Source organism: Allobosea lathyri, assembly GCF_900108245.1.
GTDB classification, from domain to species: domain Bacteria; phylum Pseudomonadota; class Alphaproteobacteria; order Rhizobiales; family Beijerinckiaceae; genus Allobosea; species Allobosea lathyri.
The window spans coordinates 226,441-250,529 of the sequence record NZ_FNUY01000008.1 but is presented as its reverse complement, the minus strand read 5'-3'; the positions used below and the strand labels follow the sequence as shown (position 1 = coordinate 250,529).

Annotated in this window: 28 protein-coding genes and 1 riboswitch; of the genes, 18 read left to right on the top strand and 10 right to left on the bottom strand. The window is 65.4% G+C overall.

All coding sequences use genetic code 11. The features are described 5' to 3' along the window. Positions 1–5 precede the first annotated feature (5 nt). On the bottom strand, positions 6–863 hold the full coding sequence (locus tag C4S73_RS19590) for an ABC transporter permease (protein ID WP_103874210.1): 858 nt from the start codon (positions 861–863) through the stop codon (positions 6–8). Further along, the gene (locus C4S73_RS19585; RefSeq protein ID WP_103874262.1) at positions 860–1,933 is read right to left on the bottom strand and encodes an ABC transporter ATP-binding protein; all 1,074 of its coding nucleotides are present in this window, start codon (positions 1,931–1,933) and stop codon (positions 860–862) included. The genes C4S73_RS19590 and C4S73_RS19585 overlap by 4 nt, the downstream gene beginning before the upstream one ends. Positions 1,934–2,113: 180 nt before the next feature. Here C4S73_RS19585 and C4S73_RS19580 point away from each other — a divergent pair, with 180 nt between their 5' ends. The 7 genes from C4S73_RS19580 (at position 2,114) to C4S73_RS19550 (ending at position 7,580) form a co-directional block, all read left to right on the top strand. Continuing rightward, on the top strand, positions 2,114–2,932 hold the full coding sequence (locus tag C4S73_RS19580) for an IclR family transcriptional regulator (protein ID WP_103874209.1): 819 nt from the start codon (positions 2,114–2,116) through the stop codon (positions 2,930–2,932). 5 nt (positions 2,933–2,937) lie between these two features. Continuing rightward, positions 2,938–4,041, top strand: coding sequence for a DUF3616 domain-containing protein (locus C4S73_RS19575; protein ID WP_160115844.1), 1,104 nt, complete (start codon positions 2,938–2,940; stop codon positions 4,039–4,041). Positions 4,042–4,122: 81 nt separating this feature from the next. Next, positions 4,123–4,461 carry an Rdx family protein gene (locus tag C4S73_RS19570; RefSeq protein WP_103874207.1) on the top strand — a complete coding sequence of 113 codons (339 nt, stop codon included), beginning with the start codon at positions 4,123–4,125 and terminating at the stop codon, positions 4,459–4,461. Positions 4,462–5,020: 559 nt separating this feature from the next. Further along, complete coding sequence (locus C4S73_RS19565) at positions 5,021–5,224, top strand: hypothetical protein (RefSeq protein WP_103874206.1); 204 nt, start codon at positions 5,021–5,023, stop codon at positions 5,222–5,224. A 47-nt stretch (positions 5,225–5,271) separates the two neighbouring features. Continuing rightward, entirely contained in the window at positions 5,272–5,895 is a 624-nt protein-coding gene (locus C4S73_RS19560) for a flavin reductase family protein (RefSeq protein ID WP_103874205.1), read from the top strand. A 97-nt stretch (positions 5,896–5,992) separates the two neighbouring features. After that, positions 5,993–7,105, top strand: a complete 1,113-nt coding sequence (locus C4S73_RS19555) for a RuBisCO large subunit C-terminal-like domain-containing protein (RefSeq protein WP_103874204.1) — start codon at positions 5,993–5,995, stop codon at positions 7,103–7,105. Continuing rightward, positions 7,098–7,580 carry a cupin domain-containing protein gene (locus tag C4S73_RS19550; protein ID WP_103874203.1) on the top strand — a complete coding sequence of 161 codons (483 nt, stop codon included), beginning with the start codon at positions 7,098–7,100 and terminating at the stop codon, positions 7,578–7,580. The genes C4S73_RS19555 and C4S73_RS19550 overlap by 8 nt, the downstream gene beginning before the upstream one ends. Positions 7,581–7,773: 193 nt before the next feature. Here the strand turns inward: C4S73_RS19550 and C4S73_RS19545 are convergent, their stop codons facing one another. From C4S73_RS19545 to C4S73_RS19520, 6 genes are all read right to left on the bottom strand, one after another. Beyond that, positions 7,774–8,382, bottom strand: a complete 609-nt coding sequence (locus C4S73_RS19545) for a thiamine phosphate synthase (RefSeq protein ID WP_103874202.1) — start codon at positions 8,380–8,382, stop codon at positions 7,774–7,776. Continuing rightward, the gene (locus tag C4S73_RS19540; RefSeq protein WP_103874201.1) at positions 8,379–9,152 is read right to left on the bottom strand and encodes a thiazole synthase; all 774 of its coding nucleotides are present in this window, start codon (positions 9,150–9,152) and stop codon (positions 8,379–8,381) included. Before C4S73_RS19540 ends, C4S73_RS19545 begins: the two co-directional genes overlap by 4 nt. Before the next feature lies 1 nt (position 9,153). After that, complete coding sequence (thiS, locus tag C4S73_RS19535) at positions 9,154–9,351, bottom strand: sulfur carrier protein ThiS (protein ID WP_103874200.1); 198 nt, start codon at positions 9,349–9,351, stop codon at positions 9,154–9,156. Beyond that, positions 9,348–10,409: a glycine oxidase ThiO gene (thiO, locus tag C4S73_RS19530; RefSeq protein ID WP_103874199.1), complete on the bottom strand. Its 1,062-nt coding sequence runs from the start codon at positions 10,407–10,409 to the stop codon at positions 9,348–9,350. Before thiO ends, thiS begins: the two co-directional genes overlap by 4 nt. A gap of 53 nt (positions 10,410–10,462) precedes the next feature. Next, positions 10,463–10,564, bottom strand: a riboswitch (TPP riboswitch). An 83-nt stretch (positions 10,565–10,647) separates the two neighbouring features. Continuing rightward, positions 10,648–11,430, bottom strand: coding sequence for an SDR family NAD(P)-dependent oxidoreductase (locus C4S73_RS19525; protein WP_103874198.1), 783 nt, complete (start codon positions 11,428–11,430; stop codon positions 10,648–10,650). After that, positions 11,430–12,128 carry a hypothetical protein gene (locus C4S73_RS19520; protein WP_103874197.1) on the bottom strand — a complete coding sequence of 233 codons (699 nt, stop codon included), beginning with the start codon at positions 12,126–12,128 and terminating at the stop codon, positions 11,430–11,432. Before C4S73_RS19520 ends, C4S73_RS19525 begins: the two co-directional genes overlap by 1 nt. A 120-nt stretch (positions 12,129–12,248) precedes the next feature. On the opposite strand from C4S73_RS19520, the gene C4S73_RS19515 reads away from it, so the two are divergent. From C4S73_RS19515 to C4S73_RS19485, 7 genes are all read left to right on the top strand, one after another. Further along, on the top strand, positions 12,249–13,100 hold the full coding sequence (locus C4S73_RS19515) for an IclR family transcriptional regulator (RefSeq protein WP_103874196.1): 852 nt from the start codon (positions 12,249–12,251) through the stop codon (positions 13,098–13,100). Continuing rightward, on the top strand, positions 13,097–13,909 hold the full coding sequence (locus tag C4S73_RS19510; RefSeq protein ID WP_103874195.1) for an ABC transporter permease: 813 nt from the start codon (positions 13,097–13,099) through the stop codon (positions 13,907–13,909). Before C4S73_RS19515 ends, C4S73_RS19510 begins: the two co-directional genes overlap by 4 nt. Before the next feature lie 84 nt (positions 13,910–13,993). Beyond that, the gene (locus C4S73_RS19505) at positions 13,994–14,986 is read left to right on the top strand and encodes an ABC transporter substrate-binding protein (RefSeq protein ID WP_103874194.1); all 993 of its coding nucleotides are present in this window, start codon (positions 13,994–13,996) and stop codon (positions 14,984–14,986) included. Between the two features lie 170 nt (positions 14,987–15,156). Further along, positions 15,157–15,933 (top strand): ABC transporter ATP-binding protein, encoded by a 777-nt coding sequence (locus C4S73_RS19500; RefSeq protein WP_244595681.1) that lies wholly within the window; start codon positions 15,157–15,159, stop codon positions 15,931–15,933. Between the two features lie 170 nt (positions 15,934–16,103). After that, positions 16,104–17,417, top strand: coding sequence for a GGDEF domain-containing protein (locus C4S73_RS19495; RefSeq protein WP_103874192.1), 1,314 nt, complete (start codon positions 16,104–16,106; stop codon positions 17,415–17,417). Between the two features lie 231 nt (positions 17,418–17,648). Beyond that, positions 17,649–17,933, top strand: coding sequence for a hypothetical protein (locus C4S73_RS19490; RefSeq protein WP_103874191.1), 285 nt, complete (start codon positions 17,649–17,651; stop codon positions 17,931–17,933). 38 nt (positions 17,934–17,971) lie between these two features. After that, complete coding sequence (locus C4S73_RS19485) at positions 17,972–18,262, top strand: c-type cytochrome (RefSeq protein ID WP_146071438.1); 291 nt, start codon at positions 17,972–17,974, stop codon at positions 18,260–18,262. A gap of 48 nt (positions 18,263–18,310) precedes the next feature. Here C4S73_RS19485 and C4S73_RS19480 read toward each other — a convergent pair whose 3' ends face one another. Both C4S73_RS19480 and ppk2 read right to left on the bottom strand, forming a co-directional pair. Continuing rightward, positions 18,311–18,523 carry a hypothetical protein gene (locus C4S73_RS19480; RefSeq protein ID WP_103874189.1) on the bottom strand — a complete coding sequence of 71 codons (213 nt, stop codon included), beginning with the start codon at positions 18,521–18,523 and terminating at the stop codon, positions 18,311–18,313. A 189-nt stretch (positions 18,524–18,712) separates the two neighbouring features. Next, positions 18,713–19,612 carry a polyphosphate kinase 2 gene (gene ppk2 / locus C4S73_RS19475; RefSeq protein ID WP_103874188.1) on the bottom strand — a complete coding sequence of 300 codons (900 nt, stop codon included), beginning with the start codon at positions 19,610–19,612 and terminating at the stop codon, positions 18,713–18,715. A gap of 361 nt (positions 19,613–19,973) precedes the next feature. On the opposite strand from ppk2, the gene C4S73_RS19470 reads away from it, so the two are divergent. From C4S73_RS19470 to C4S73_RS19455, 4 genes are read left to right on the top strand one after another with little or no spacing between them, the layout of a single operon-like run. Beyond that, positions 19,974–21,659 (top strand): alkaline phosphatase, encoded by a 1,686-nt coding sequence (locus C4S73_RS19470; protein ID WP_342210583.1) that lies wholly within the window; start codon positions 19,974–19,976, stop codon positions 21,657–21,659. A gap of 28 nt (positions 21,660–21,687) precedes the next feature. After that, positions 21,688–22,152, top strand: coding sequence for a hypothetical protein (locus C4S73_RS19465; RefSeq protein WP_200828052.1), 465 nt, complete (start codon positions 21,688–21,690; stop codon positions 22,150–22,152). Beyond that, the gene (locus C4S73_RS19460; protein ID WP_103874186.1) at positions 22,130–22,849 is read left to right on the top strand and encodes an ABC transporter ATP-binding protein; all 720 of its coding nucleotides are present in this window, start codon (positions 22,130–22,132) and stop codon (positions 22,847–22,849) included. The genes C4S73_RS19465 and C4S73_RS19460 overlap by 23 nt, the downstream gene beginning before the upstream one ends. Then, positions 22,846–24,081: an FtsX-like permease family protein gene (locus tag C4S73_RS19455; RefSeq protein ID WP_103874185.1), complete on the top strand. Its 1,236-nt coding sequence runs from the start codon at positions 22,846–22,848 to the stop codon at positions 24,079–24,081. Before C4S73_RS19460 ends, C4S73_RS19455 begins: the two co-directional genes overlap by 4 nt. The last annotated feature ends 8 nt before the right edge of the window (positions 24,082–24,089 follow it).

The following is a 24,089-nucleotide window of genomic DNA, read 5'->3' as shown; positions in this document are numbered from 1 at the left end:
GGCGCTTACCCCAGGGTCCGGCGGGCGCGCGCTTCGACCATGCGGTTGTAGGCCAGCATGATGACGAGGTTGGCGAGCAGCACGATGATCGCGATGGCCGCGCCCAGCGGCCAGTTCAGCTCGTGCATGTATTCGTCATAGACCAGCGTCGCGGCCATCTTGAGCCGACGCCCGCCAAGCAGGCCGGGAATGGCGAAGGCGCTGGCCGAAAGCCCGAAGACGATCAGGCTGCCCGAGAGCAGCCCGAGCGAGACCTGCGGCATCACCACCCGGCGCAGCGCCGTGAAATGCGAGGCGCCCAGGCTCCAGGCCGCAGCCTCGACCATCGGGTCGAGCTTCTGCAGCGAGGTCCAGACCGGGATGACCATGAAGGGCAGCATCACATGGACGAGCGCGATCACGATCGCGGTCTCGGTGTAGAGCAGCTTCACCGTGCCCAGCCCCAGCGCCTGAAGGGTCTGGTTCACGAGGCCGGTCGAGCCGAGCAGCATGCTCCAGCCGAAGGCGCGCACCACGACCGAAACCAGCAAGGGGCCGATGATCACCAGCAGGAAGATCGAGCGCCAGGGATCGCGCATCCGCGACAGGATATAGGCTTCCGGCGCACCGATGATCGCGCAGATCAGCGTCGTCAGCGCGGCCAGCCGGAGCGTCCGCCAGAAGATGCCGAGATAGTAATCGTCCGACAGCACGGTGGCGTAATGCGACAGCGTGAACTCGTTCCTGATACCCGTGGTGTGGTCATAGGCATGGAACGACAGGATCACCGTCAGGATCAGCGGCAGGATGACGAGGCCGAGGAACAAAAGCGCGCCGGGCGAGACCAGCAGCCAGGGCGTCAGCGCCGTGCGCGACCGGCTCACGCGGCGGCTCCCGCGGCTGCGTGCAATGCCGAAACCTTGAGGCTGGCGGGCGCCCAGTCGAGCGAGACGGCCTCCCCCTCGCCTGCCGGCTCGTCGCCATGATTGGGCACGGAGACGGCGATCAGGCCAATGGCGGTCTCGACGTTGAAGAGCCAGTAGCTGCCGAGAAAGAAGCGATTGACGATGCGCCCGTCGGTCACGCCCTGCCCGGGGGCCTTGAGAACGATCTTTTCGGGGCGCAGGGACAGCGCGACAGCCGCCCCATCAGCGAAATCGACAATCTCGCTCGGCAGGACAAGGCCCGCGACCTCGGCCGTGCCTGACGCGCCATTGCGGCGCCAGACACCCTCGATCCGGTTCATCTTGCCGACGAAGGACGAGATGAAGGCCGTCGCCGGCCGCTCGTAGAGGCGGTACGGCGCGTCGATCTGCGTCATCCGGCCCTGCTCCATCACCACGACGCGATCGCTGATCGAGAGCGCCTCGGCCTGGTCATGCGTGACCATGATGGTCGTCGTGCCGACGCTGCGCTGGATGCGGCGCAGTTCGAACTGCATCTCCTCGCGCAGCTTGGCGTCGAGATTGGACAGCGGCTCGTCGAGCAGCAGCACCGGCGGCGAGATGACGAGCGCGCGGGCGATCGCGACGCGCTGGCGCTGGCCGCCCGACAGCTGGCGCGGGTAGCGGTCGGCCAGCGCGGCCAGATGCACCAGCGCGAGCATTTCCTTGACGCGACGGTCGCGCTCGGCCTTCGCGACTTTGCGCATTTCCAGCCCGAAAGCGACGTTTTCCGCGACGGTCATATGCGGAAACAGCGCATAGCTCTGAAAGACGATACCGAGCCCGCGCTTGCTCGGCTTCTCATGCGTGATGTCGCGGCCGTCCAGCGTGATCTTGCCGCCTGACGGCTCGACGAGACCCGCGATCATCTGAAGGGTCGTGGTCTTGCCGCAGCCGGAGGGGCCGAGCAGCGAGACGAATTCGCCCTTGGCGACGCTGAGGTCGACATCGGCGACCGCGGCGAGTTCGCCATAGACCTTGCTCAGCGATTGCAGCGTCAGGAAGCCCATCAGCACCTCGGACGGCAGGCCTTCCCTCCCCAACGGACGGAAAACCGGACTGCGATGGCTCATGGAGAACCCGGGCGACACAAATCCGTCAACATTAAATTCCGTATCAGAGAATTTATATTGACATTATTCTCCTATATGGAATTTTTATCTCATGTCTGTTTCGTTATTTTCACTCTAATGGCGCAATCCAGCGAGCCGCAATCGAGCCTGCGGCGGGCTCTGGGCCTGCTGCGCATCCTTGCGGCCGGTGAAACGGCCGGAATGCGCCTGAAGGACATCGCGAGCGCGGCCGGCTGCGGCCAGCCGACCGCCCACAGGGCGCTGCGCGACCTGATCGCGGAAGGCTTCGTCTCGCAGGTCGAGGGCGGCAAGCGTTATCGGCTCGGGCTCGATTTCTTCGTCACGGCAGCCCGCTCCGGGCAGGCAGGCGGCCTGCGCGATCTCGCTCGCCCGGTCCTGCTGCGGCTGTCGGCCACCTTGAGCGACACGGTCTTCCTGCTGGTCCGCAACGGCTATGACGCGGTCTGTCTCGATCGGATCGAGGGCCCCTTCCCGATCCGCTCCTTCACCGGCGATATCGGCGGCAAGGTACCGCTGGGCCTTGGCCAAGGCAGCCTCGTCATGCTGGCGCACCTGCCCGAGGCCGAGCGCGACGCCGTGATCCGCTTCAACATCCCGCGTCTGCTCGACCGCGGCTTTCTCGACGAAGCGGCCCTGCGCAGCGCGCTCGACAAGGCCCGGCAGCAGGGTTGGGTCAATCTCAACACCGGCCTGATTCCCGGCATGGCTGGCGTCGCGGTGCCAATTCTCGATGCAGAGGGGCGCGCTGTCGCCGCGCTCAGCATCGGCACGCTGGCGGAACGACTACGCGAGGAACGCCTCCCCAACGTCGTCAGCATCCTGCGCAGCGAGGCTGAAACGCTTGGCGCGAAACTCAACCCGTTCGACGTCGCCCTGCGCTACCCTTCCCGCAGCCTGAGCGCAGTGCCAAGATGAAGCCGATGACCATGCGAACCCTGCCTGCCATGCTCGCCACCTTCGCCTTCGCTTCGCTGCTGGGCTTCGCGGCCAGTTCAGCGCCGTCCGATCCGCCGAAGGTCATTCCGCAAGGCGGCCCCTGGGACGCAGGTCATGGCTTTTCCTTCGAGCACAAGGTCAAGAAGACGCGGCGCTCGCTGAGCGGCATTGCCTGCCCCGCCAACAGCTCCGGGCAAAGGCTCTGTCTTGGCGCCTTCGATGAGGGTGGCGAGGCCCGCTATATGGTGCTTGGGGATGGAACGCTTGCGCCCGATGGCGAGCGTGTGATCCTGCGACCCGGCAAGGTCGAGCTCGATGCCGAGGCCGCCGCCACCGATGGCGCGCTCTACTACGTCACCGGCTCCCACAGTGCCAAGCGCAGCAATTGCGCGAGCAACCCCGACAGCCGCCACGTCATCCGCTTCAAGGTCGACCCGGCGACGGGTCGGGGCCTGCGCGGCGCCGACGGAAAACTGGCGGGAATGGAAGATACCGGCGCGCTCTGGGGCCTGATGGCAACGCTGCCCGGGTTGAAGGACCATGTCGGCGACGCGATGTGCCTTGGCAGCCAGTCTCCCGGCGATGCACCGGACAAGGTCGGGCGGCGCGGCGTCAACATCGAGGGCCTGGCGATCAGGGACGGACGGTTGTTCTTCGGCTTTCGCGGCCCGGCCATCGACGGCACAGCCAAAATCCTGTCGGTCGACGCCGACGCGCTGTTCAAGGGCGGCGACGCGCGCCCGAAGCTCGCTACCATCGCTGTCGGGAAAGGGCGCGGCATTCGCGACCTCATCGCGGTCAGCGACGGCATCCTCGTGCTTGCCGGCCCCGATGACGACAAGGCCAATACGGCGCTGGACTGGGTCGTGCTGCGCTGGGACGGCAAGGATTCCGGCGATGCCGTAACTCAGCCACGACCGCTGGCCACGCTCGATCTCAGCCGGGTCAAACTGCGCAAATGCGACGACGAGCTGAAGCCGGAAGCGCTGACGGTGACCGATGATCGGCCTGGCCAGCCCTATCGCGCCATCATCCTCTCCGACGGAATGTGCGATGGCGGCGCGCTCGGCTTCAGCATCCCGCGCTGAGCCGCCATGCTCCTCCGGGCTTGCCTTGATGGTCCGAACCATGGTGTCGAAGCGCAGCCAATCCGCTGAAAGCGAACTTCGATGACCACATCCGTAGCCGCCACGCCCGCCGCGACCGCCTCCAAGCCCGGCCCGCGCATCACCATCACCTATTGCTCGATGTGCCAGTGGCTTTTGCGCGCCGCATGGCTCGGCCAGGAACTGCTCTCGACCTTCGGCCAGGATCTGGGCGAGGTCGCGCTGATCCCGCGCACGGGCGGCATCTTCCAGATCACCTATGACGGCGAGATGATCTGGGACCGCAAGGTAGATGGCGGCTTTCCCGATTCTAAGATCCTGAAGCAGCGCGTCCGCGACCGGCTCGACCCCGATCGCAACCTCGGCCATATCGACGGGCATAGCGCGGTCGAGGCCGAATAAGCGCTGCGCCTTATCGCGCCGCTGACGACTGACGCCGGTAATTCGACGGCCGCCTGCTCCGGCGTGCCGGCGGTCGAGATCCCGGGCCTTATGAGCCTCGCCCGGTTGCGGGCGCGTGCGTCCCGTCGGAACCCGGCCGGCGCCTGAGCGCCGGCCTTGAGCGAAACCCTGTCGCCACGAGCCTCCTGGAGAGGCTGTTATCCCGGCCAGCGCTCCATCTTTGAAAAGACATTTCGTTGACCGCAAGCAGTCGAAAGAGAACTATAGCACCATCGGTCAGGTCTTCATCTGTCCGGTCGCGGGATTTGCTGGAGCAGCTTGCGCCGCGTCACCAACGCTAAAAGCACCACGATGAATTCGTGGGCTCCCAATTGATGGAGACACGACCATGATCTATCTCTTCCACTTTGCAACGCGGGGCTTGTTGCGTCTCTCGGCTTTCCTGCGCGCCAACCGATGTTGACGGCGCGCCCGGCGGGCGCACGCGGCGGCTGACGGCCGCCCCCTCATTCCCATCGCAGACGAGAAGGCGCCGATCGCAGTCGGCGAAGGCGAACCTATGTCCAGCGCATTGATCATCACGGTCGGAGACATCACGGCCGGGCTCCTCGTCGGCTGGGCGGGCAATTTCCGCTTCTTCTCCTCGGCGCCAGCCTTCGATGTGCTCGACGGGCGCAGCTTCGGCAGCGCCGAGCAAGCCAGCCGCGCCGCTAACAGCCTGTCGGCCTCGCATGGCGCGAAGAGCGCATCGTCAGGGGTTTGATCCGTGAGCACACCAACCAAACCGAATATGCGATCTGAGGTGTTGTCATGAACGCGGTTACTCCCCTGTCCCAGGCCACCCGCCTGTCGCAACCGGCCCGGCTGGCGCAGCCGGCGCAACTGCCGAACGCCGTTCGGACGCCCCAGGACGATGCGGCCGACTTCCGCACTGCCTTCCGGCACCTCGCCGGCGGCGTCAGCGTCATCACCATCGGCCAGGGCGAGGATCGTTCCGGCCTGACAGCGACCTCCGTTGCCTCGCTCTCTGCCGATCCGCCCTCGGTAATGTTCGCCGTCAACCAGAGCTCGTCGAGCTTTCCGCTGCTGCAGCGCCATCGCAGTTTCGGCGTCAATTTCCTGAACGCCACGCAAAAACAGGTTGCCGACCGTTTCGCCGGCCGGCAGGGCGAGAAAGGGCTGGAGCGCTATGCCGGCGCCGAATGGACCAGCGCCGTCACCGGCGCTTCGCTTCTGGTCGGAGCCTTGGCCGCCCTGGACTGCGAGGTCGAGGAGATGATCGAACGGCATTCGCACAGCATCATCATCGGCCGGGTCCGGGCGGTGAGGCTGGGGACCGACGACGCGGCGCTGCTCTACTGGCGCGGCGACTATGAGCGTCTTGGCTGGATGATCGAAGAAGCGACGGGAGCGCTGGGATTGCGGGCGTGTTAGGCCGAAATGCTGGTGATGAGGATCGCTAGCCGGCGCCGTGTCATGTAAGCGTCGAACGAGCACCGAGCGGTCGCGACAGAGGCCCCAAGACTGAGCGATGAGCTGGATCGACGCCACCTACCACGTTCGCAGCACTGCGGCGGCCATCGAAGGCCGGGCGCAGGCCCTCGCCGTCGAGCAGAGCATCGAAATGCCGGTCGCTGCGGTGCGCGACGCCTGGATCCGTGACGAGGTCCTTGGCCGGGTGATCGCCGTCGAGCCCCTCGCGGGCGATCTCTACCGGGTCAGGATCGGGCTCGCCGCCGCGACCGTCGGCGCGGATGCCGGGCAACTGCTCAACATGCTCTACGGCAACAGCTCGCTGCATGACGACGTCACGCTCGAGGATTTCACCCTGCCGCCCGAAACCGAGGCGGCGCTCGGCCATGGCCCCCGTATCGGCCTCGCCGACCTGCGCCGGCGTGTCGATGCCGGCAGGCGTGCTTTGACCTGTTCGGCGCTGAAGCCGCAAGGCCTGCCTCCCGCTGGCCTGGCAGAGCTGGCGGGCGCATTCGCGCAGGGCGGCATCGACTATATCAAGGACGATCACGGTCTGGCGGAGCAGGCCTATAGCCCGTTCGCCGCACGCATCGCAGCCTGCGCGGCGGCGGTCCGGAGCGCCGCCGGCATATCGGGCCACGCGACGCGTTATGCGCCGAGCCTGTCGGGCTCCCTCGACGCGGCTCGCACCCAGCTCAACTTGATGCGCGAGGAAGGGCTCGATACAGCGGTCGTCGCGCCGATGATCCTGGGCGTCTCCAACGTTCAGCTTCTGGCGCGCGACTATCCCGACATCGCCTTCCTGGCGCATCCGAGCCTTGCCGGCGCCGCGCGCATCGCGCCCTATTGCCTGGCGAAGCTCTTGCGGCTGATCGGCATGGACGGGCTGATCTTCCCCAATCACGGCGGCCGCTTCGGCTATTCCGAGCAGACCTGCCTGGGAATAGCCGATGCAGCGCGTGCGCCCTGGGCTGGCCATGCACCGGCAGTGCCGATTCCCGCCGGCGGCATGAGCGTCGAGCGCGTGCCGGAGATGCTCGATTTCTATGGCGATGATGTCATGCTGCTGATCGGCGGCAACCTGCTTGCCGAGGGCGCCCGGCTCAGCGCGGCCACGGCCGCATTCGTGGAGACGGTCGCCCGCTATTCCGGAACGAAGGCCGATGGTTGAGAAACTCGGACACGAAGGTGGCAAGGAGCCGGAGGCCGCGCTGCGTCGCCGTGTAGGCGAATTCGCCTGGGGGGGCGTCGAGCGACTGCCCTACAAGGAATCGGACGCGGCGCTGTTCAAGGGCATTTCGCGTCAGATCCTGTTCTCACAGGCCGGGATGGCTGGCGAGTTGCGCTATTTCGAGATCGAGCCCGGCGGCTTTTCGACGCTGGAGCGGCACGCGCATCTGCACGGCGTCATGATCATTCGCGGCTCCGGACGCTGTCTGGTCGGGACGCAGGTGCAGGAGATCGGGCCGTTCGACCTGATCACGATCCCGGCCTGGACGTGGCACCAGTTCCGCACCGCGCCCGGCGAAGCGCTCGGCTTTCTCTGCCTCGTCGATGCGATCCGCGACAAACCCGCCTTGCCGACGCCGGACGAGCTTGCCGTGCTGAAGACGGTTCCGGAGATCGCAGCTTTCCTGCGATCCTAGAGCTTATTATTGATTTTGCGTCGAACCACGCCGTCATCCTGGACAAGCGGCGAAGCCGCGCAGATCCGGATCCATCGTAGGGAGCAGAGCTCTACGATGGATCCCGGGTCGACCTGCGGTCGCCCAGGATGACGGCGCGCTTTTTGGATCATCATCGCGCCAGACCGCCTCCAGCCCGAAACCGTGTCGCGCCTCAGCCCAGATGGCTGCGCGTCGCGGCGACCCAGGCGCGCAATCTCGCCTCCGGGTCGGCATTCAGGGTGATGTCGGTCACAGCTGCGACGATATCCGCGCCGGCCTCGAACACGCCCTCCGCCCGTTCGAGGCTGATGCCGCCGATGCCGACCAGCGGGATATCGCCGAGGCGGCGCTTCCATTCGCCGAGGCGGTGCAGCCCCTGCGGGTCCCAGCGCATCGCCTTCAGGATGGTCGGATAGACCGGGCCGAGCGCGATATAATCAGGAGCCAGCGCCAGGGCCCGCTCAAGCTCGGCCTCGTCATGGCTGCTGACGCCGAGCCGCAGGCCCGCCGACCGGATTGCGGCCATATCGGCGGTATCGAGATCCTCCTGACCGAGATGGAGGAAATCGCAGCCCTCCTCGATGGCGAGATGCCAGTAGTCGTTGATCACCAGGTCGCAGCCGGCCTTGTCGCACAGCAACTTGGCCCGGGCGATCTCGCGGCCGATTTCGGCCTCGCCTTTATCCTTGATACGCAGTTGCACCAGCTTGACGCCGAGCGGCAGCATCCGTTCGAGCCAATCGGCACTGTCGAAGATGGGGTAGAAGGGGTCGAGCTTCATGACAAAAACGCCTTGCCCATGACGGGAGTTGATGGAGCCGCCATATCGCGCGCCTCGATCGGCTGTGCTTCGAAGGCCTGGCGCCCGGCCGTGATCGCCATTGCGAAGGCTTGCGCCATCAAAGCGGGATCGCCGGCCTTGGCGACAGCCGTGTTGAGCAGGATCGCATCATAGCCGATTTCCATCGCCTGCGCCGCATGCGAGGGCAGGCCGATGCCGGCATCGACAACCAAGGGCGTTCCGGGAAAATGCTGCCGCATCGTCCGTAGCCCATAGAGATTGTTCAGCCCACGGCCCGAGCCGATCGGCGCGCCCCAGGGCATCAGCACCTCGCAGCCGGCATCGAGCAGCCGGCCGCCGACAACGATGTCCTCGGTGGTGTAGGGAAACACCGAGAAGCCATCATCGCTCAGGATCTTCGCCGCCTCGATCAGCCCGACGACATCGGGCTGGAGCGTATCGTCCTCGCCGATCACCTCCAGCTTGATCCAGTCGGTGCCGAAGACCTCGCGGGCCATATGCGCCGTGGTCACCGCCTCCTTGACGCTGTGGCAGCCGGCCGTATTGGGCAGAACCCTGACGCCGAGCTCCTTGATCAGCGACCAGAAGGCCTGCCCGGCCCCGCCTTCGCCCGACTCTCGCCGCAGCGAGACCGTCACGATATCGACCCCCGAAAGCCGGACGGCCTCGGCCAGGATAGCGGGGGACGGGTATTGCGCCGTGCCGAGGAACAGGCGGCTCTTGGGCTCGTAACCGTAGAAGGACGCCATCTCAGCCGCCCTGCATGGGAGCGACGACCTCGAGGCGGTCGCCGTCGCTCAATGTCACGCCCTCGCGCAGCCGCGCGCTGACGAACTCGCCATTGACCGCCGTCGCCACGACCTTGTCGGCATAGCCGAGCTCGGCCAGCGCCTCGGCGAGGGTCCGGGCCTCAACCTCCTGCGGTTGCCCGTTAAGCAGCAGAGTCATGCAAATTCTCCAGAATGCAAATTCTCCAGAATGCGGGCCGGGTCGAGAGCGGCATCCGCCGCCATCCGCGCCATGGCGGGGCTGAGCAGGAAGCCGTGCCGATAAAGCCCGTTGATGTGAATCACCCGCCCGCGCCGTATCACGCGCGGCAGGTTGTCGGGGAAGGTCGGGCGGGCGTCGACGCCGATCTCCACCACCTCGGCCTCGCCGAAGGAGGGATGCAGCGCATAGGCCCCGCCAAGCAGTTCCAGCATGGAACGGGCGGAGATTCGGCCGCGGTCGGCGCTTTCGATCATCGTAGCGCCAACCATGAAGATGCCGTCGGCGCGCGGCACGACATAGAGCGGGATACGCGGGTGCAGCAGACGCACGGGCCGGCCGAGGTGAAGGTCGCGGCTTCGCAGCAGCAGCATCTCGCCCTTGACGCCGCGAAGATCGGCAAGCTCGTCGCGCGCCGAAAGCCCCCTGCAATCGAGCACCACGGCGCCGGACAGGTCGGAGGCACGGACTTCGCTGGAGAAATGGATCGTCGCTCCCGCCGCGAGCACGCGCTCGGTGAGGCCCGCCAGCGCCTTTCGCGGATCGAGATGGGCCTCGCCTTCGAAGAACAGGCCCTTCGAGAAACGCCCCGCGAGATCGGGTTCGAGCCTGGCGATGGCGTCGCCGTCGAGTTCGGAAAAATGCGATGTTCGCTGGCCGAAACGGCGCAACTCGCTGCGGTCCCGGCTCGGCGCCAGCACGAGCGTGCCATTGCGGACGACGCAATCGACATGGCGTTCCCACCAGTCGGCCGCCTCCCCGCCCAGCCGGATGACCGGCTCCTCGGCGCTTTCGCCCTCGCACCAGGGCGCGAGCATGCCGCCTGCGAACCAGGAGCAGGCCTGCGCGCCGGCAAACGCCCCGCGTTCATGCAACGTGACGCTGGCGCCGCGATCGAGCAGTTCCGCCGCGCAGGCGAGGCCGACGACGCCTGCGCCGATGATCTCGACATGGACGCCCACGCCTGTCCTGTCGGGATGGCGTTGAACCTGCCCTTCTCGTGTCGACAAATCTGCCATGCCGTTCCCATGCTTCCGGCAAAGACAGCGATCATGGCGGGTAGCGGGTGATCTACGAGCCGAAGACCGTTCCCTTCGCCGGCATTACCCGGATCAGGTTCGATGGGTTGGCGCCTGCGCACCTCTCAGCCTCGACGGCACCCCAACGGACGCAGATATTGTAAGGTCGGCTGAGGGTAAGGACAAGGCTGACGGTCTGCATGGCCGGCATGAGCGCCTTCGCGATCGGTCTATCGCGTCAGTAGGTTGCCCTGCCACCGGACAGATCGAAAATGCCGCCCGTCGAGAACGAGCATTCGTCGGAGGAGAGCCAGAGCACCATCCTCGCGACCTCCTCGACCTCGACGAAGCGGCCCATCGGGATGCGACCGAGAATATCGGCGCGGCGCGCGGCCGAGATTTCCTTGGCCATCGCGGTCTCTGCTGCTGCTGGCGTGATCGCGGTGACGATGATGCCGTCGCGCGCGGTTTCCTTGGCGACGCTCTTGGTCAGCGCGATCAATCCGGCTTTCGAGGCGCTATAGGCTGCAGCCAGCGCCATGCCCTCCTTGCCCTGGATCGAGGCGATGTTGACGACATGGCCACGCAACGGATGCGGCGTCACAGTCGAAGCACGCGCATCCTGCTGCCGCATGCGCCCGACAATGGCACGCGTGACAAGATAGGCACCGAACAGGTTGACCTGGAGCACGCGCTGGAAGTTCTCCGGCGAGGTCTCCCAGACCGGCTTCACCTCGCCGAGCACCCCGGCATTGTTGACGAGGATGTCGATGCGACCATGGGCGGCGAAGGTGGCATCCGCGGCCTCGTCGACAGCCGCTGCCTGTGTGATGTCGACCTGTCGCGTCGCGGTGGATGGCCCAAGCTCCGCGGCCGCCTCGGCCAATGCGGCTTCATTGGCATCCCACAGCTCGACGCTGGCCCCAGCTTCGATGAAGGCCCGGGCGATTCCTCGCCCAAGTCCGCCGGCCGCGCCCGTCACGACCGCAGTGCGGCCCTTCAGATCATAGCGCGCGCTCATCAGCCGGCGCTCCAGGCCGTCTTGGTGCGGGTGACCTGATGACGATAGAGGCCAAGCGAATAGGGTCCCTCCCCACCAATCACATCGAGCTTTGCGGCCGAGAGTTCAGCCTTGGCCAATGCCACGAAGGCCTCCTCATCGCCCCAGCCCTCGACCAGCAGCACCCAGCGGGGAACGGCATTGGCGACGCCACGCGCCTTCTGCTCGGCGGTCGCGACACCACTGGCCTGCGCATCGGCGGTGAGCAGATGGACACCCGCTACGCCGGGCCTGGCCAGCAGATCGGGAATGGTCTGGCGCAGCAAAGTGTCCTTGTGAGCCGCGCCGGCCTCATCGGACACATCGTAGCGCAGCGTCGCGATCAAGCCGCCTTGCGCCGGTCCCGCGCTGTGGGCGACGCGGCAGATCGAGCGAGCGACAGACCGGAAATGCTTCACGGCCGAGAGCGTCCAGGGCGTCGGCGCGTTGACGCGGGCGGTATAGTCCTGGCTCTTCAGCGTTTCGACGCTCAGGGCCTCGTAGAGGTTGAAGAATTCGAGATCGGCCTCGATCGCGACATAGCGGCGGCCGCGCAGGAAACCGGGAATCCCCACACGTTCGGGCATGTGTTCATGCCCGTGCCAGGCATAGAAATCCTCCCGGCCCTCCGGCGCGATGTCATGCCAGATCGCGACCGCTCCCTCGCCCGCCAAGCTCATGCGCTCTCCCCCGACCTTCCCTGCCGAGGCGCGTTGACTCCGCCTCTGCCGGCACATATACGAAATGAAATTCTGAATTGGAAATCATTTCCAAAAATAAAAAACGACAGGGCGGAGCTGGTGACGATCGCAGCGGTGGAGCGGGCATTGAAGGTGCTGGAGGCGTTGTCGGGGGAGCCCGATGGCGTCGATCTCAGCCTGCTCGCCGAACGTCTCGATCTCCCCTTCAGCGCCACGCACCGCCTGCTGGCGACATTGACCGAGCGCGGCTTCGTCGCCCAGGACAGCAGTTCAGGCGCCTATGCTCTGACGCTCAAGCTTTCGCAGCTCGCCTTTCGCGATCTCGACCAGCGCGGCCTGCCCGATGCCGGGCAGATCGTGCTCGACCGGCTTGCCCGCGACACCCGCGAATATTGCCGCCTGGCCATTATCGAAGGCGAAACCCTCGTCTGGATCGCCCGGGCCCAGGGCGCAACAGCGGGACTTCGCTACGAGCCGCCGATGGGAACAGCCATCGTCCTGCATGCGACCGCGACCGGAAAGGCCTGGCTCGCTTCGCTTCCGGAAGCCGAGGCGCTGCGCATCGTCTGCGCACGCGGCTTCGGCGCCGAGGGGCGCACCGGCCCCAACGCGCTGGGCGATGTCGATACGCTGCGCGCCCATCTCGCCGAGACACGCCAGCGCGGCATCGCGCTCGCCGTCGAGGAGGGCGAGATCGGCACGGTCGCCATGGCGACGACGTTCCGATCCAGCACCGAACCGGACGCGCCGGTCGCCGGCACGCTGAGTGTCGCCGGCCCCCTGCCCCGCATGCATGAGGACAGGCGCCCGGTGATCGCAGACGCCTTGCGCAAGGCCGCGCGCGAGATGGCCGAAATCTGGCCGCTGCGCCGCCGGCAGATCCAGAAGCTGCAGGCGCCGGCCCTCAACGACCAACCGCATTCGACATTTCAAGCAGGAACTCCGGCATGACCGGCGAGACCGCCATCGCTCCCCATCCCGTCAGCGCAGCCCAGCCCAACAAGGCGCGCGAATGGTTTTCGGCAATCGCCTGGCCGCTGGCGAGCTTCGCCGTCCTGCTGCTGGCCTGGGAATGGCTCGTGCCTCTGGCGGGCATCCCCGAATACATCCTGCCCGTGCCAAGCGCCTTTTTCGAAAGGCTCTGGACGGACCGGGCGCTGATCTTCCAGCACACGCTGGTGACCGGCAACGAGATCGTCCTCGGCTTCCTGATGGCGGCGGTGATCTCGATCCCGCTCGGCTACATCATCGTCTCCGTGAAGATCCTGGAGAAGGCGATCTATCCGGTCATCGTGTTCTTCCAACTCGTGCCGAAAATCGCGATCGCGCCGCTTTTCGTGGTCTGGTTCGGATTCGGCCTGTTTCCGAAGGTGTTGCTGACCTTCCTGCTCTGCTTCTTCCCGACGCTGGTCGCGAGCATGACGGGTTTCAGGGCGCTGGACGAGCGCGTGCTCTATCTGACCCGCTCGATGGGCGCGTCGGCCTGGCAGACCTTCCGCTATGTCCGCGTGCCGGCGGCGCTGACCTATATCTTTTCCGGCCTCAAGGTCTCGGCCGTCTTTGCCGCGACGGGCGCGATCGTCGGCGAGTTCGTCGGCGCCAATGCCGGGCTCGGCTACCTGCTGCTGCGCGGCACGAGCTTCCTCGACATGCCGCTGATCTTCGCCTGTCTCGTCGCGCTCAGCGTCGTCGGCATCCTGTTCAGCTACCTCGTCGATGGGCTCGAGGTGCTGCTGATGCCCTGGCAACGGAAAAGCTGAGGCAGCGCGTGCGAAAGCAGAACGCGAAGGCTGAATTCGAATGCAACCATCAACCCGGAGAAACCGGGAATTCGGGAGGACACCATGAACAGACGCACGCTGATTACCACCGCAGCCATGCTGGCGCTGAGCGCGACGACGGCCTTCGCGCAAGGCGCGGGCAAGCCGATGAAGATCACGCTGAACTTCCTGGCGGCGGCGCCCAATGCCGGGTTCATGATGGCCAAGCAGCTCGGCCTCTATGAGAAGGCCGGGATCAACCTGACGATCGAAGAAGGCAAGGGCTCGGGCACGACCGCGCAGATGGTCGCGACGGGACAGACCGATATCGGCTTTGCCGACGCGCCCGCCGCGATGCAGCTGCGCACCAAGGGCGCACCGGTGAAGATCATCGCGCCGGTGCTCCAGACCAATGGCTTCGCCATCATCTCGCTGGAAGAGACCGGCATCAGCTCTCCCAAGGACCTGATCGGCAAGAAGCTCGCGGTTCAGCCCGGCACGGCGCAGACGACGCTGCTCGACGCGATCCTCGCCACCAACCAGATCGACAAGAGCAAGGTCGACGTCATCAATATCGATCCCGGCGCCTTCGTCGGCGCTCTGCTCGAGAAGAAGGTCGACGCGATCCTCGGCGGCGCCGATTTCCACTCCATCCAGATCCGCGAGCGCGGCTTCAAAGTGCGCGACATCTTCTACCGCGATGTCGGCGTGCCCACCGTCGGCCTCTCGATCATCGCCCGCGACGACAAGATCAAGGCCGATGCCGAGCTCTACAAGAAGTTCATCGAAGTCAGCCTGCAGGGCTGGGATGCGGCACGCAAGAACCCCGACGCTGCCGCCGATGCGGTCGTCGCGCAATTCCCTTCGGTGAAGAAGGCGCAGGTGCTCGCCCAGTTCGATGTCGTCAACAAGCTGCTCTGCGCCCCGGGCGCGGCCTCGCTCGGCAAGGTGCCCGAGAAGAACTGGACCGTAAGCTTCGACCTGCTGACGCAATATCTCGGCCTGCCCAAGGACAAGCCGATCACCGATTACTACACGACCGAGCTGCTCCCGGCCTCGGCTCCGGCCTGTTCGTAGCAGTTCTTCCGGTTTCGACGTCGGTAAACCAAAGCGCGCCGTCGTCCCGGGCGTAGCGAAGCGCAGACCCGGGATCCATTCCAGACCGCCTCTCAGAAAGGTCGGGGAATGGATCCCGGGTGGACCTTCGGTCCCCCGGGATGACCGCGTTTCCTGCGAAAGACACGATTATGACCCCAGCCACCTCCGCCGCCTCCATCGAAGGACGCGGCGTGATCAAGACCTTCGGCGGCTTCACTGCCGTCGATGGCCTCACCCTCAACATCAAGAGCGGCGAATTCGTCAGCCTGATCGGCCCCTCCGGCTGCGGCAAGAGCACGTTCATGCTGATGGCCGCCGGGCTGATTCCGATCAGCCAGGGCGAGCTTCTCGTCAACGGCAAGGCGCTGACCTCGCCGCTGACCGATATCGGCATCGTCTTCCAGGACCATCTGCTGCTGGAATTCCGGACGGCGCTTGAGAACGTCATGCTGCAGGCGGAGATCCGCGGCCTGCCGCTGGGTCCGGCGCGCGAACGGGCACTCGAGCTTTTCGCCAAACTCGGCATCAGCCATGCGGTCGACCGCTATCCCAAGCAGCTTTCGGGCGGCATGCGCCAGCGCGTCTCGATCGCGCGTGCGCTGATCCACGACCCGTCCGTACTGATGATGGACGAGCCCTTCGGTGCGCTCGATGCGATCACCCGCACGCAGATCCGCCACGACCTCGAAATGCTCTGGCTGGAGACCGGCAAGACCGTCGTCTTCATCACCCATTCGATCGATGAAGCGATCGGTCTCTCCGACCGCGTGCTGGTGATGTCGCCGACGCCCGGTCGTGTCGTCGACGAGATCGCGATCGAGCTGCCCCGCCCGCGTCCGGCCCATCTCGGCGATTATCCGAGCTTCAACGCCTATGCCGACCGCATCCACGATGCCTTCAGGCGCTTTGGCGTGATCAAGTACTGAGCGCACCGGATTCCATTTGAATAAAAACTGATCGACAACGCTTGCGATCGCGGCTTCCGGTACGACATGACGCAGAAATCGCTGGGCGGATACTGACGTCCGGCCGACCGCCTTCTATTCCAGCGTTCCGCCGATACGTCTTGTTAACAGACCGCGCCTACCAAAGACGTATGATCCTGACGGCATACCTATGCGACTCTCTTGACGCGCTTGGTATCGCAGCGTGCGAATTTGACCTGGAGCATCGCACCACCGCCTGGAACCGCACGTTCACCGAATTTTTCCCCGAGCACGCCGCCCATGTTCATGTCGGCGAACCCTATGCGGAAAATCTGCGGCGCTTCTATCGGGGCCGGCTCGGCGCCGATGAAGTTTGCGAGATCGAGCGCTATGTCGCCGAAGGGATTGCCCGGCATCAGAACCAGACGCAGCCCTATGAATTCACGCACCGGCACCGCCGCCTTCGCGTTTCCTCGCTGGAGGCGCCAGGCGGCAGCCGCCTGCGCCTCTGGCAGCAGATCGTTCTTGAAGGCGCCACCACGCGGCAACCGGCACCGGTCTTCGATGCGCTTGAGTATATTCCCGACGGCGCGACCATTCTCAGCGCCGACGACCGCATCCTGGCGACCAATGCCGAGTTTCGCCGCCTCTACGACATCCCACATGATCGCGTGATCGTCGGTTTGACCCTCGACGAGATCATTGCGGAAGCTTGGCGGTTTGGCCCCTCAACCGGTGCGCTGCGGGCCACGATCCGCAATGGGCTCCGCTATGATGGCGCCCCGTTCGAGGTCGAGCTTCCCGGCAATCGCTGGCGGCGCGTGATCGTCCGTCACGCCGATGACGGGCTTGGCTATTTCACGCATGCCGACATCACCGCCAACAAGCGTCAGCAACAGGAGATCCTGGAGGCGCAGGAGGCGCTGCGGCGAGCGAATGCCGAGCTGTCGCGCCTGGCGACGACCGATGCACTGACGGGGCTGGCGAACCGCCGACGGTTCGCCGATGCCCTCGCCCTAGAGGCCGCGCGCCAGCAGTCGCTGGGCCTCATTCTGGTCGATGTCGATCACTTCAAGGCGATCAACGACCGCTTCGGCCATCCCGCAGGCGACGCCTGCCTGAACAGCATCGCCGCAGCGATCGCCGCGGTCGTTCCGGCCGCCAAGGCTCTCGTCGCCCGGATCGGCGGGGAGGAATTCGGGGTCGTCCTGAGCAATACCGGCCTGAAGGAAGCGCGAAGCTTTGCCGCCGGGATCAGGCAGGCGGTCGCCTCCTTGCCGTGGAGCGCCCTCCAGACCGGGCTCGACAAGATCACGATCTCGGTTGGCGTCTGCGCGGGGGCCGGCCCTCTGGATCCGGCCGAGATGCAACTCGCCGCGGATCGAGCGCTCTATGTCGCAAAGCGCGCCGGGCGCGACCGGGTGGAAGTCGTGACGCTGAACAGTTTGTCAGTGTGTCGGCGAGACACCGCTCAGCAGGGTTGACCGGCGAGGCGGACTCTTTTGGTCATTGGCGACAGGCCGACCAGCCCAGGGGCGATCGACGGCCAATCGAGCCGCACGCGCGTCGCATTGCAGGGTTCCGACCCCAGGAGTGTCCTCAGCGCTCTTGTCTGGGGGACAAGAATGCTATTGAGCACGGTTGGAACGTCTGGGAACCCGCAGTCCTATCCAAGCAGATGCGGGGCCTACTCCGGGACAGAAGGAACCAGAACGATGAGCCGTCGGCTCGAAATACCAAAATCCAAGGCTCTGCATATCGATGGAGCTCAGTTTCAGTTCGGCTTGAACGATGTGAACCTGACCGCCGGCCGATTCGCCGATTTGTTCTGCAATGGCCGGATCAAGCGCGTGCACGAATGGCTTCAGGACGAAGTGCCGGTTCCGCCCTGGGTGCCCGCACTTCTGGCGGCCATGACGTTCCCCGACGCACGGGAACGCGCGATCGCAACCGCCGAACATCTCATCGCCGCGAAAACACCGAGCGAAACCGGCTCGTGATGAGGCAGCTCTCGCCGACGCGAGCCGCAAGCGTTCGGATGTTCCGTTGGACTGCACTTGCCGCGGTGGTGCTGATGGGCCCCGCCATCGCCGAACCGCGCCAGACGCTCATCGAGCAATGCGCAGCCAGCCACGGCGATGACGGCATTGCCCGCGATACGGAAGTGCCGCATCTCGCCGGGCAGAATGAGCGCTATCTCGTCAACCAGATGCTGGCCTTCCGCTCAGGAAAGCGCGCTCACAAGGAGATGCGGTTCATGGCGCGGGATATGACGACCGGCGAAATCGTTGCATTGGCAGCTTATTACGCGGCCCTGTCGCCTCGCTAAATCGCGACAACCGCATCCCACTTTTCGAGCCGATGCCCTGGCAGCGCGTCAGGCCACCCCGTCGAGCTCCGCCTGATAGGCCTCCTCGAGCATCTGGCGACAGGCGATGGCCTGCTCGCGGACCGCATCGAGCGTGATGTGGCTTGCGATATCGGCAAGATCACGAAGGGCAAAGTCCACAGCCGACAGCAAATCAAGGCTGGCTACGCTGCTGGCTTCATTTTGGCGCGTCGGCAACCGAAATTGCAGAATTTGACCCATCTCGATCTCACTTGTTGCCGAATCACAGATGAGTCTGGGCTGTTTGGGTCAGTAATCCGTTAACGCGGCGCCGCGGCGCGCGAAATGCTCGGGTTCATCGAGACGCCGGGCGATGCCGGCCCGGCAAAGCAGTTCGGCCCGGTCGCGCTCCGACCGGGCCTTTTCGCTTAGCCGATCAGTAGATCAGCCTCAGTAGGTCTCGGGAACGTAAAGCTCCGGCGGAACCGTCCGACGGGTGTAGTCGGGATTGCGCACACGTTCGGGCAGGCTGATCTCCTGCTTCGGCACGCTCTCATAGGGAATCTGGCCGAGCAGGTGAGCGATGCAGTTGAGCCGCGCCCTCTTCTTGTCGACGGCCTGAACGACCCACCACGGGGCGTGCTCCGTATGGGTGCGGTCGAACATTTCTTCCTTGGCGCGGGTATAGTCTTCCCAATGGACGCGGCTTTCCATGTCCATCGGCGAGAGCTTCCATTGCTTCAGGGGATCCTCGATCCGCATGCGAAAGCGGAACTCCTGCTCCTCATCCGTGATCGAGAACCAGTACTTGATCAGGATGATGCCGGACCGGACGAGCATGTGCTCGAAATCGGGAACGGAGCGGAAGAACTCCTCGAGCTCATCGGGCGTACAGAAGCCCATGACACGCTCGACACCGGAGCGATTGTACCAGCTGCGGTCGAACAGCACCATTTCACCGGCTGTGGGCAAGTGCTGCACATAGCGTTGGAAATACCATTGATGCCGCTCGCGCTCGGTCGGTGCGGGCAATGCGACGACGCGGCATATCCGCGGATTGAGCCGCTGGGTGACACGCTTGATGGCGCCGCCCTTGCCAGCGGAGTCGCGCCCCTCGAAGAGAACGACCACCTTGAGTTTCTTGTACTGGATCCAGTCCTGAAGCCGTACCAGCTCGTGCTGAAGCCGAAAAAGCTCCCGGAAATAGATCCGTCGGTCCAGCGCAGGACCGCCCGGAGCAAGACCTTCCAGAACGAGGCCGTCGATCCGCTCTTCTTCGAGCTGCAGTTCGAGTTCTTCGTCGAAGTTGTCGGCGATCTCGGCTTTGATGCGGTCCAGATCGTTCATCATGAATGCGGGCCTTTGAAGTCTTCATTTTCAAGGGAAAGAATCGGGACAAGACGCAGCCACCGGCAATCTCGCCGCTGCGAATGACGTTGCGATGAAGCCGCTCACCGCGAGCCTCCGCAGACGCCCCGCGCGAACTGATCTGCACGCGAACGCCGTCTGCGGTGATCGTGGGCCTTTTTGTCGTTCGGCCGAGGGGCCGGATGCCTCGCTCCGGATCGACCGCCAGCCGTCGCCATATTGTCATGCGCGGCTGCAACTAGCTCATCACATCCATGGGATCACGGATCATCGGAGGTTGGGGATGCAACTGAAAACGCTTTGGCATGCGATAGCAATCGGATCCGCCTTCGCAGCAGCCCCAGTGGCCGCGCAGACGATCTACCCGATCAACCGTGCCGAAATTCTCGAGGGCTCGCGCTTCGACTTCAAGGTCGAATTCCCGAACGCGCCCGCCTCGGCCGATGTTGCGGTCACGATCAACGGCAAGCCGGCGGCTGAAACCTTCGGCAAGCCGACCACCTTCATGCAAAGCGAGGAAGGCCAGAAGCATTCGGCGTTGTGGCTGCGCGGCGCGACGCTGCCGGCCGGCAATTATGTCGTCGAGGCGACACAAGGTGCCAACAAGGCGACGGTCAAGTGGGAGGTTTTCGCCACCGCGCAGCCGCGCCGCGCCAGGAACGTGATCCTGTTCGTCGGCGACGGCATGTCGGTCGCCCACCGCACCGCGGCGCGCATCCTGTCCAAGGGCTGGGAAGAAGGCCGCTATAATGGCGAGCTCGCCATGGACGACATGTCCAACATGGCGCTGATCTCGACCTCCGGCAGCGACTCGGTGGTGACAGACAGCGCCAATGCGGCCCATGCCTACACCACCGGCCACAAATCCTGCGTCAATGCGCTCGGCGTCTACTGCGCAAAGAACGCCCTGACGCTCGACCATCCCAAGGTCGAGACCATCTCGGAAGTGATCAAGCGCCGCAACAAGATGGCGATCGGCGTCGTCACCAATTCCGAGATCGAGGATGCGACCCCGGCTTCGATGGTGGCGCATACCCGCCGCCGCTCGGACTTCAACGACATCGTCAAGATGTTCCACGAGGTGCAGCCCGACGTGATCATGGGCGGCGGTTCGCCGAACTTCCTGCCCAAGACGACTCCGGGCTCCAAGCGCACCGACGATCTCGACTTCATCGCGAAGTTCAAGGACGCCGGCTACGCCCTCGCCACCACCAAGGCCGAGATGAACGCTGCCGTCGCCGGCGGCTCCAAGAAGCTGCTCGGGCTCTACAACACCAGCAATATCGACGGCGCCTTCGATCTGCGCCTGGCCAAGAAAGGCAGCACCGGCAAGTTCCCGGATCAGCCCGATGTGGTCGAGCAGACCAAGGCCGCGATCGACATGCTGAAGGGCAATGAGGACGGCTTCTTCCTGATGGTCGAGTCGGCCCGCATCGACAAATACAGTCATTCGCTCGACTGGGAGCGCTCGGTTTTCGACACGATCATGCTCGACAACGCGGTCAAGGTCGCCAAGGATTTCGCCGGCGAGCGCAACGACACCCTGATCATCGTCGTCGCCGACCACGCCCATCCGGTCTCGATCATCGGAACCTATGACGACGAGCGGCCGGGCCAGCTCCTGCGCGACAAGCTCGGTGTCTACGCCGAATCCGTCCCGCCGAATTACGGCCCGCTCGATGCCCAGGGCTATCCGACCAATGTCGACACCTCGCGTCGCCTGGCGGTGGTCTTCGGTTCCTATCCGGACACCTGCGATATCGGCCGGCCGTCCATGGGCGGCGAGCGCGTTCCGGCCGTGAAGGGCCCCGACGGCAAGACCAACATCGCCAATGAGGCCGATTGCTCGGGGCCGCTGGCCACGCGCAAGGCCGGCAACCTGCCCTTCGACTCGAATACGGGAGTTCATTCCGCCGACGACGTCGTCCTGACGGCAATGGGCCCCGGAGCGGAGAAGTTCCGCGGCCATAAGCCGAACACCTATGTTTTCCGCGTCATGGCAGAGGCGCTGGCACTGGGCGGCAAGTGAGCCGGCCATCCGCCGACAAGGACGAGCGATGCAACGGCAACGCGAGGAAATGCTGACCACCCGCCGCGTGACCCTGATGGGTCTCGCGGCGGCGACGCTTTGCGGGCCTGCCTTCGCGGCGGAGCCAGCGCAGATCGCCTTCGACGGCCTCTACAAATCCTTCGGCGTGCTCGGCTTCCAGTTTTCCGACCGTGTCACGGCGCTGCGCGGACAGGGGGTGCGCCTGACCGGCTACATGGCGCCGCCGCTGAAGCCGGAAAGCCATTTCTTCGTGCTGACGCGAGAGCCGTTGGCGATCTGCCCGTTCTGCCAGTCCGATGCCGACTGGCCGGTCGATATCGTCGTCGTTTTCATGAAGGAGATCACGCCGATGGTCAGCGCCGGCCGCAAGGTCGTCGTATCCGGCCGGCTTGAGATCGGTTCGGCCACGGATCGCGACACCGGCTTCGTCAGCCAGATCAGACTCGTCGATGCCAGCTTCACACTCGCCTGATCGCGCCACCGCCAAGGCGCTTCGGCTGTCTGGCGTCACGCTCGACCATCGCGGCGGCGACGGGCGCCCGTTTCGTGTCCTCGACATTCCCGACCTCACCGTGCCTTCCGGCGCGCATATCGGGCTGCGCGGCCCCTCGGGCTCAGGCAAGACCTCGCTCCTGCACGTGATCGCCGGGCTGATCGTACCGAGCACGGGCACGGTCTCATGGGGCGAGACTGAACTCTCCGCCCTGCCCGCCGCCAGCCGCGACCGCTGGCGTCTTGAAACGCTCGGCTTCGTCTTTCAGGATTTTCACCTGATCCCGGAACTCGACATCCTCGCCAACATCACGCTGCCCGCGAGCTTCTCCTCCTGGCGCGTGGTCCGGTCCGAACAGGAGCGTGCCGCTGCGATCGCCGCGCGCATGGGCCTCGTCGATCTGCGCCGCCGAACGGGTGTGCTCTCGCGCGGGGAGCAGCAGCGCGTCGCGATCGCACGCGCAGTATGCCGACGTCCCGCCCTGATTCTCGCCGACGAGCCGACTGCCAGCCTGGATGCAGCCCATGCCGATGAGGTCGGCGCCTTGCTGGTGGATGCGGCCAATGAGGCGGGCGCCACATTGATCTGCGCCACGCATGATGCTGCGCTTCTGGCCCGGCTGGAGCGGCGGCTCGACATCGAAACCACCTCCCCGCTACGGGAGCTGGTCGCATGAATCCGTTCGCGATGGTCCTGGCCGATCTTCGCGCGCTGCGCTGGACCGCGGCTGCGATCGTCATGCTGGTGGCTCTTGCAGTCGCGATCGGCGTAGCGATCGGCGCCCAGGAGCGCGCGCTACGGCAGAGTTCGGCCGCGGCAGCCGATGATTTCGACCTCCTGATCGGCGCGCCGGGCAGTCAGGCGCAACTGCTGATGTCGACCGTCTATCTGCAACTCGACGCTATCCCGCTGATGGAGGGAAGCGTGCTCAGGTCGCTGACCCAGGACGATCGTGTCGCCGCCTTCGCGCCGATCGCCTTCGGAGACGTCACCCGCGGCTATCCGATCATCGGCACGACAGCCGCCTTTGCCGCGCGCTGGGGCCGCATCGCACCCAGCGAGGGACGCCTCTTCGCGGCGGAGGGCGAGGCCATGATCGGCGCCGATGTCGATTACCGGCTCGGCGAAAGCATCACGCCTTCGCATGGTGTGGCGGGCCAGGCGCATAAGCCCGGCGAGGCGGATGCCGACGAGGCCGGCCATCGCCATGCCGGCCACGATTATACCATCGTGGGGCGCCTGCCGCCGCTGGGATCGCCCTGGGATCGCGCGATCCTGGTGCCGATCGAGAGCGTCTGGGAGGTTCACGGGCTCGGCAACGGACATGCGGCGGGAACGGAGACGATCGGCCCGCCCTTCGATGGTGTGACCATCCCCGGCGTGCCCGCGATCGTCGTCAAGCCGCGCAGCATCGCCGGAGCCTATGCTTTGCGCAGCCAATACCGCCAGGGCGGGACGATGGCGTTTTTTCCCGCCGAGGTCCTGGTCGGGATCTATCGCGCGCTCGGCGATGCCCGCGGCGTGCTCGTCCTCGCCTCCACGCTCAACGCGACGCTGGTACTTGCCTCGATCCTGCTCCTGCTGATCGCCGTGACGGGATTGCGCCGGCGTCGTTACGCCGTCCTGCGCGCGATGGGCGCGCCCCGGCTTTATGTCCTGCTCGTGATCTGGCTTGGCATGGCCGCGCTGATGGCGCTCGGCTGCATCGCCGGCTTGCTGCTCGGCGGCGCTGCCGCCAGCGTGCTGTCAGGCCTGATCGAGGCGCAGACCGGCCTTCGTCTCGCGATATCGCTCGGCCGGCCCGAATTCCTGCAGATCGGCGTGCTGTTCGTCGTCGGCTCCGTTCTCAGCCTGCTGCCGGCCATCGCCTCGTTCACCAACCCGATCGCATCGGGACTGCGCGGCTGAAGTGACGT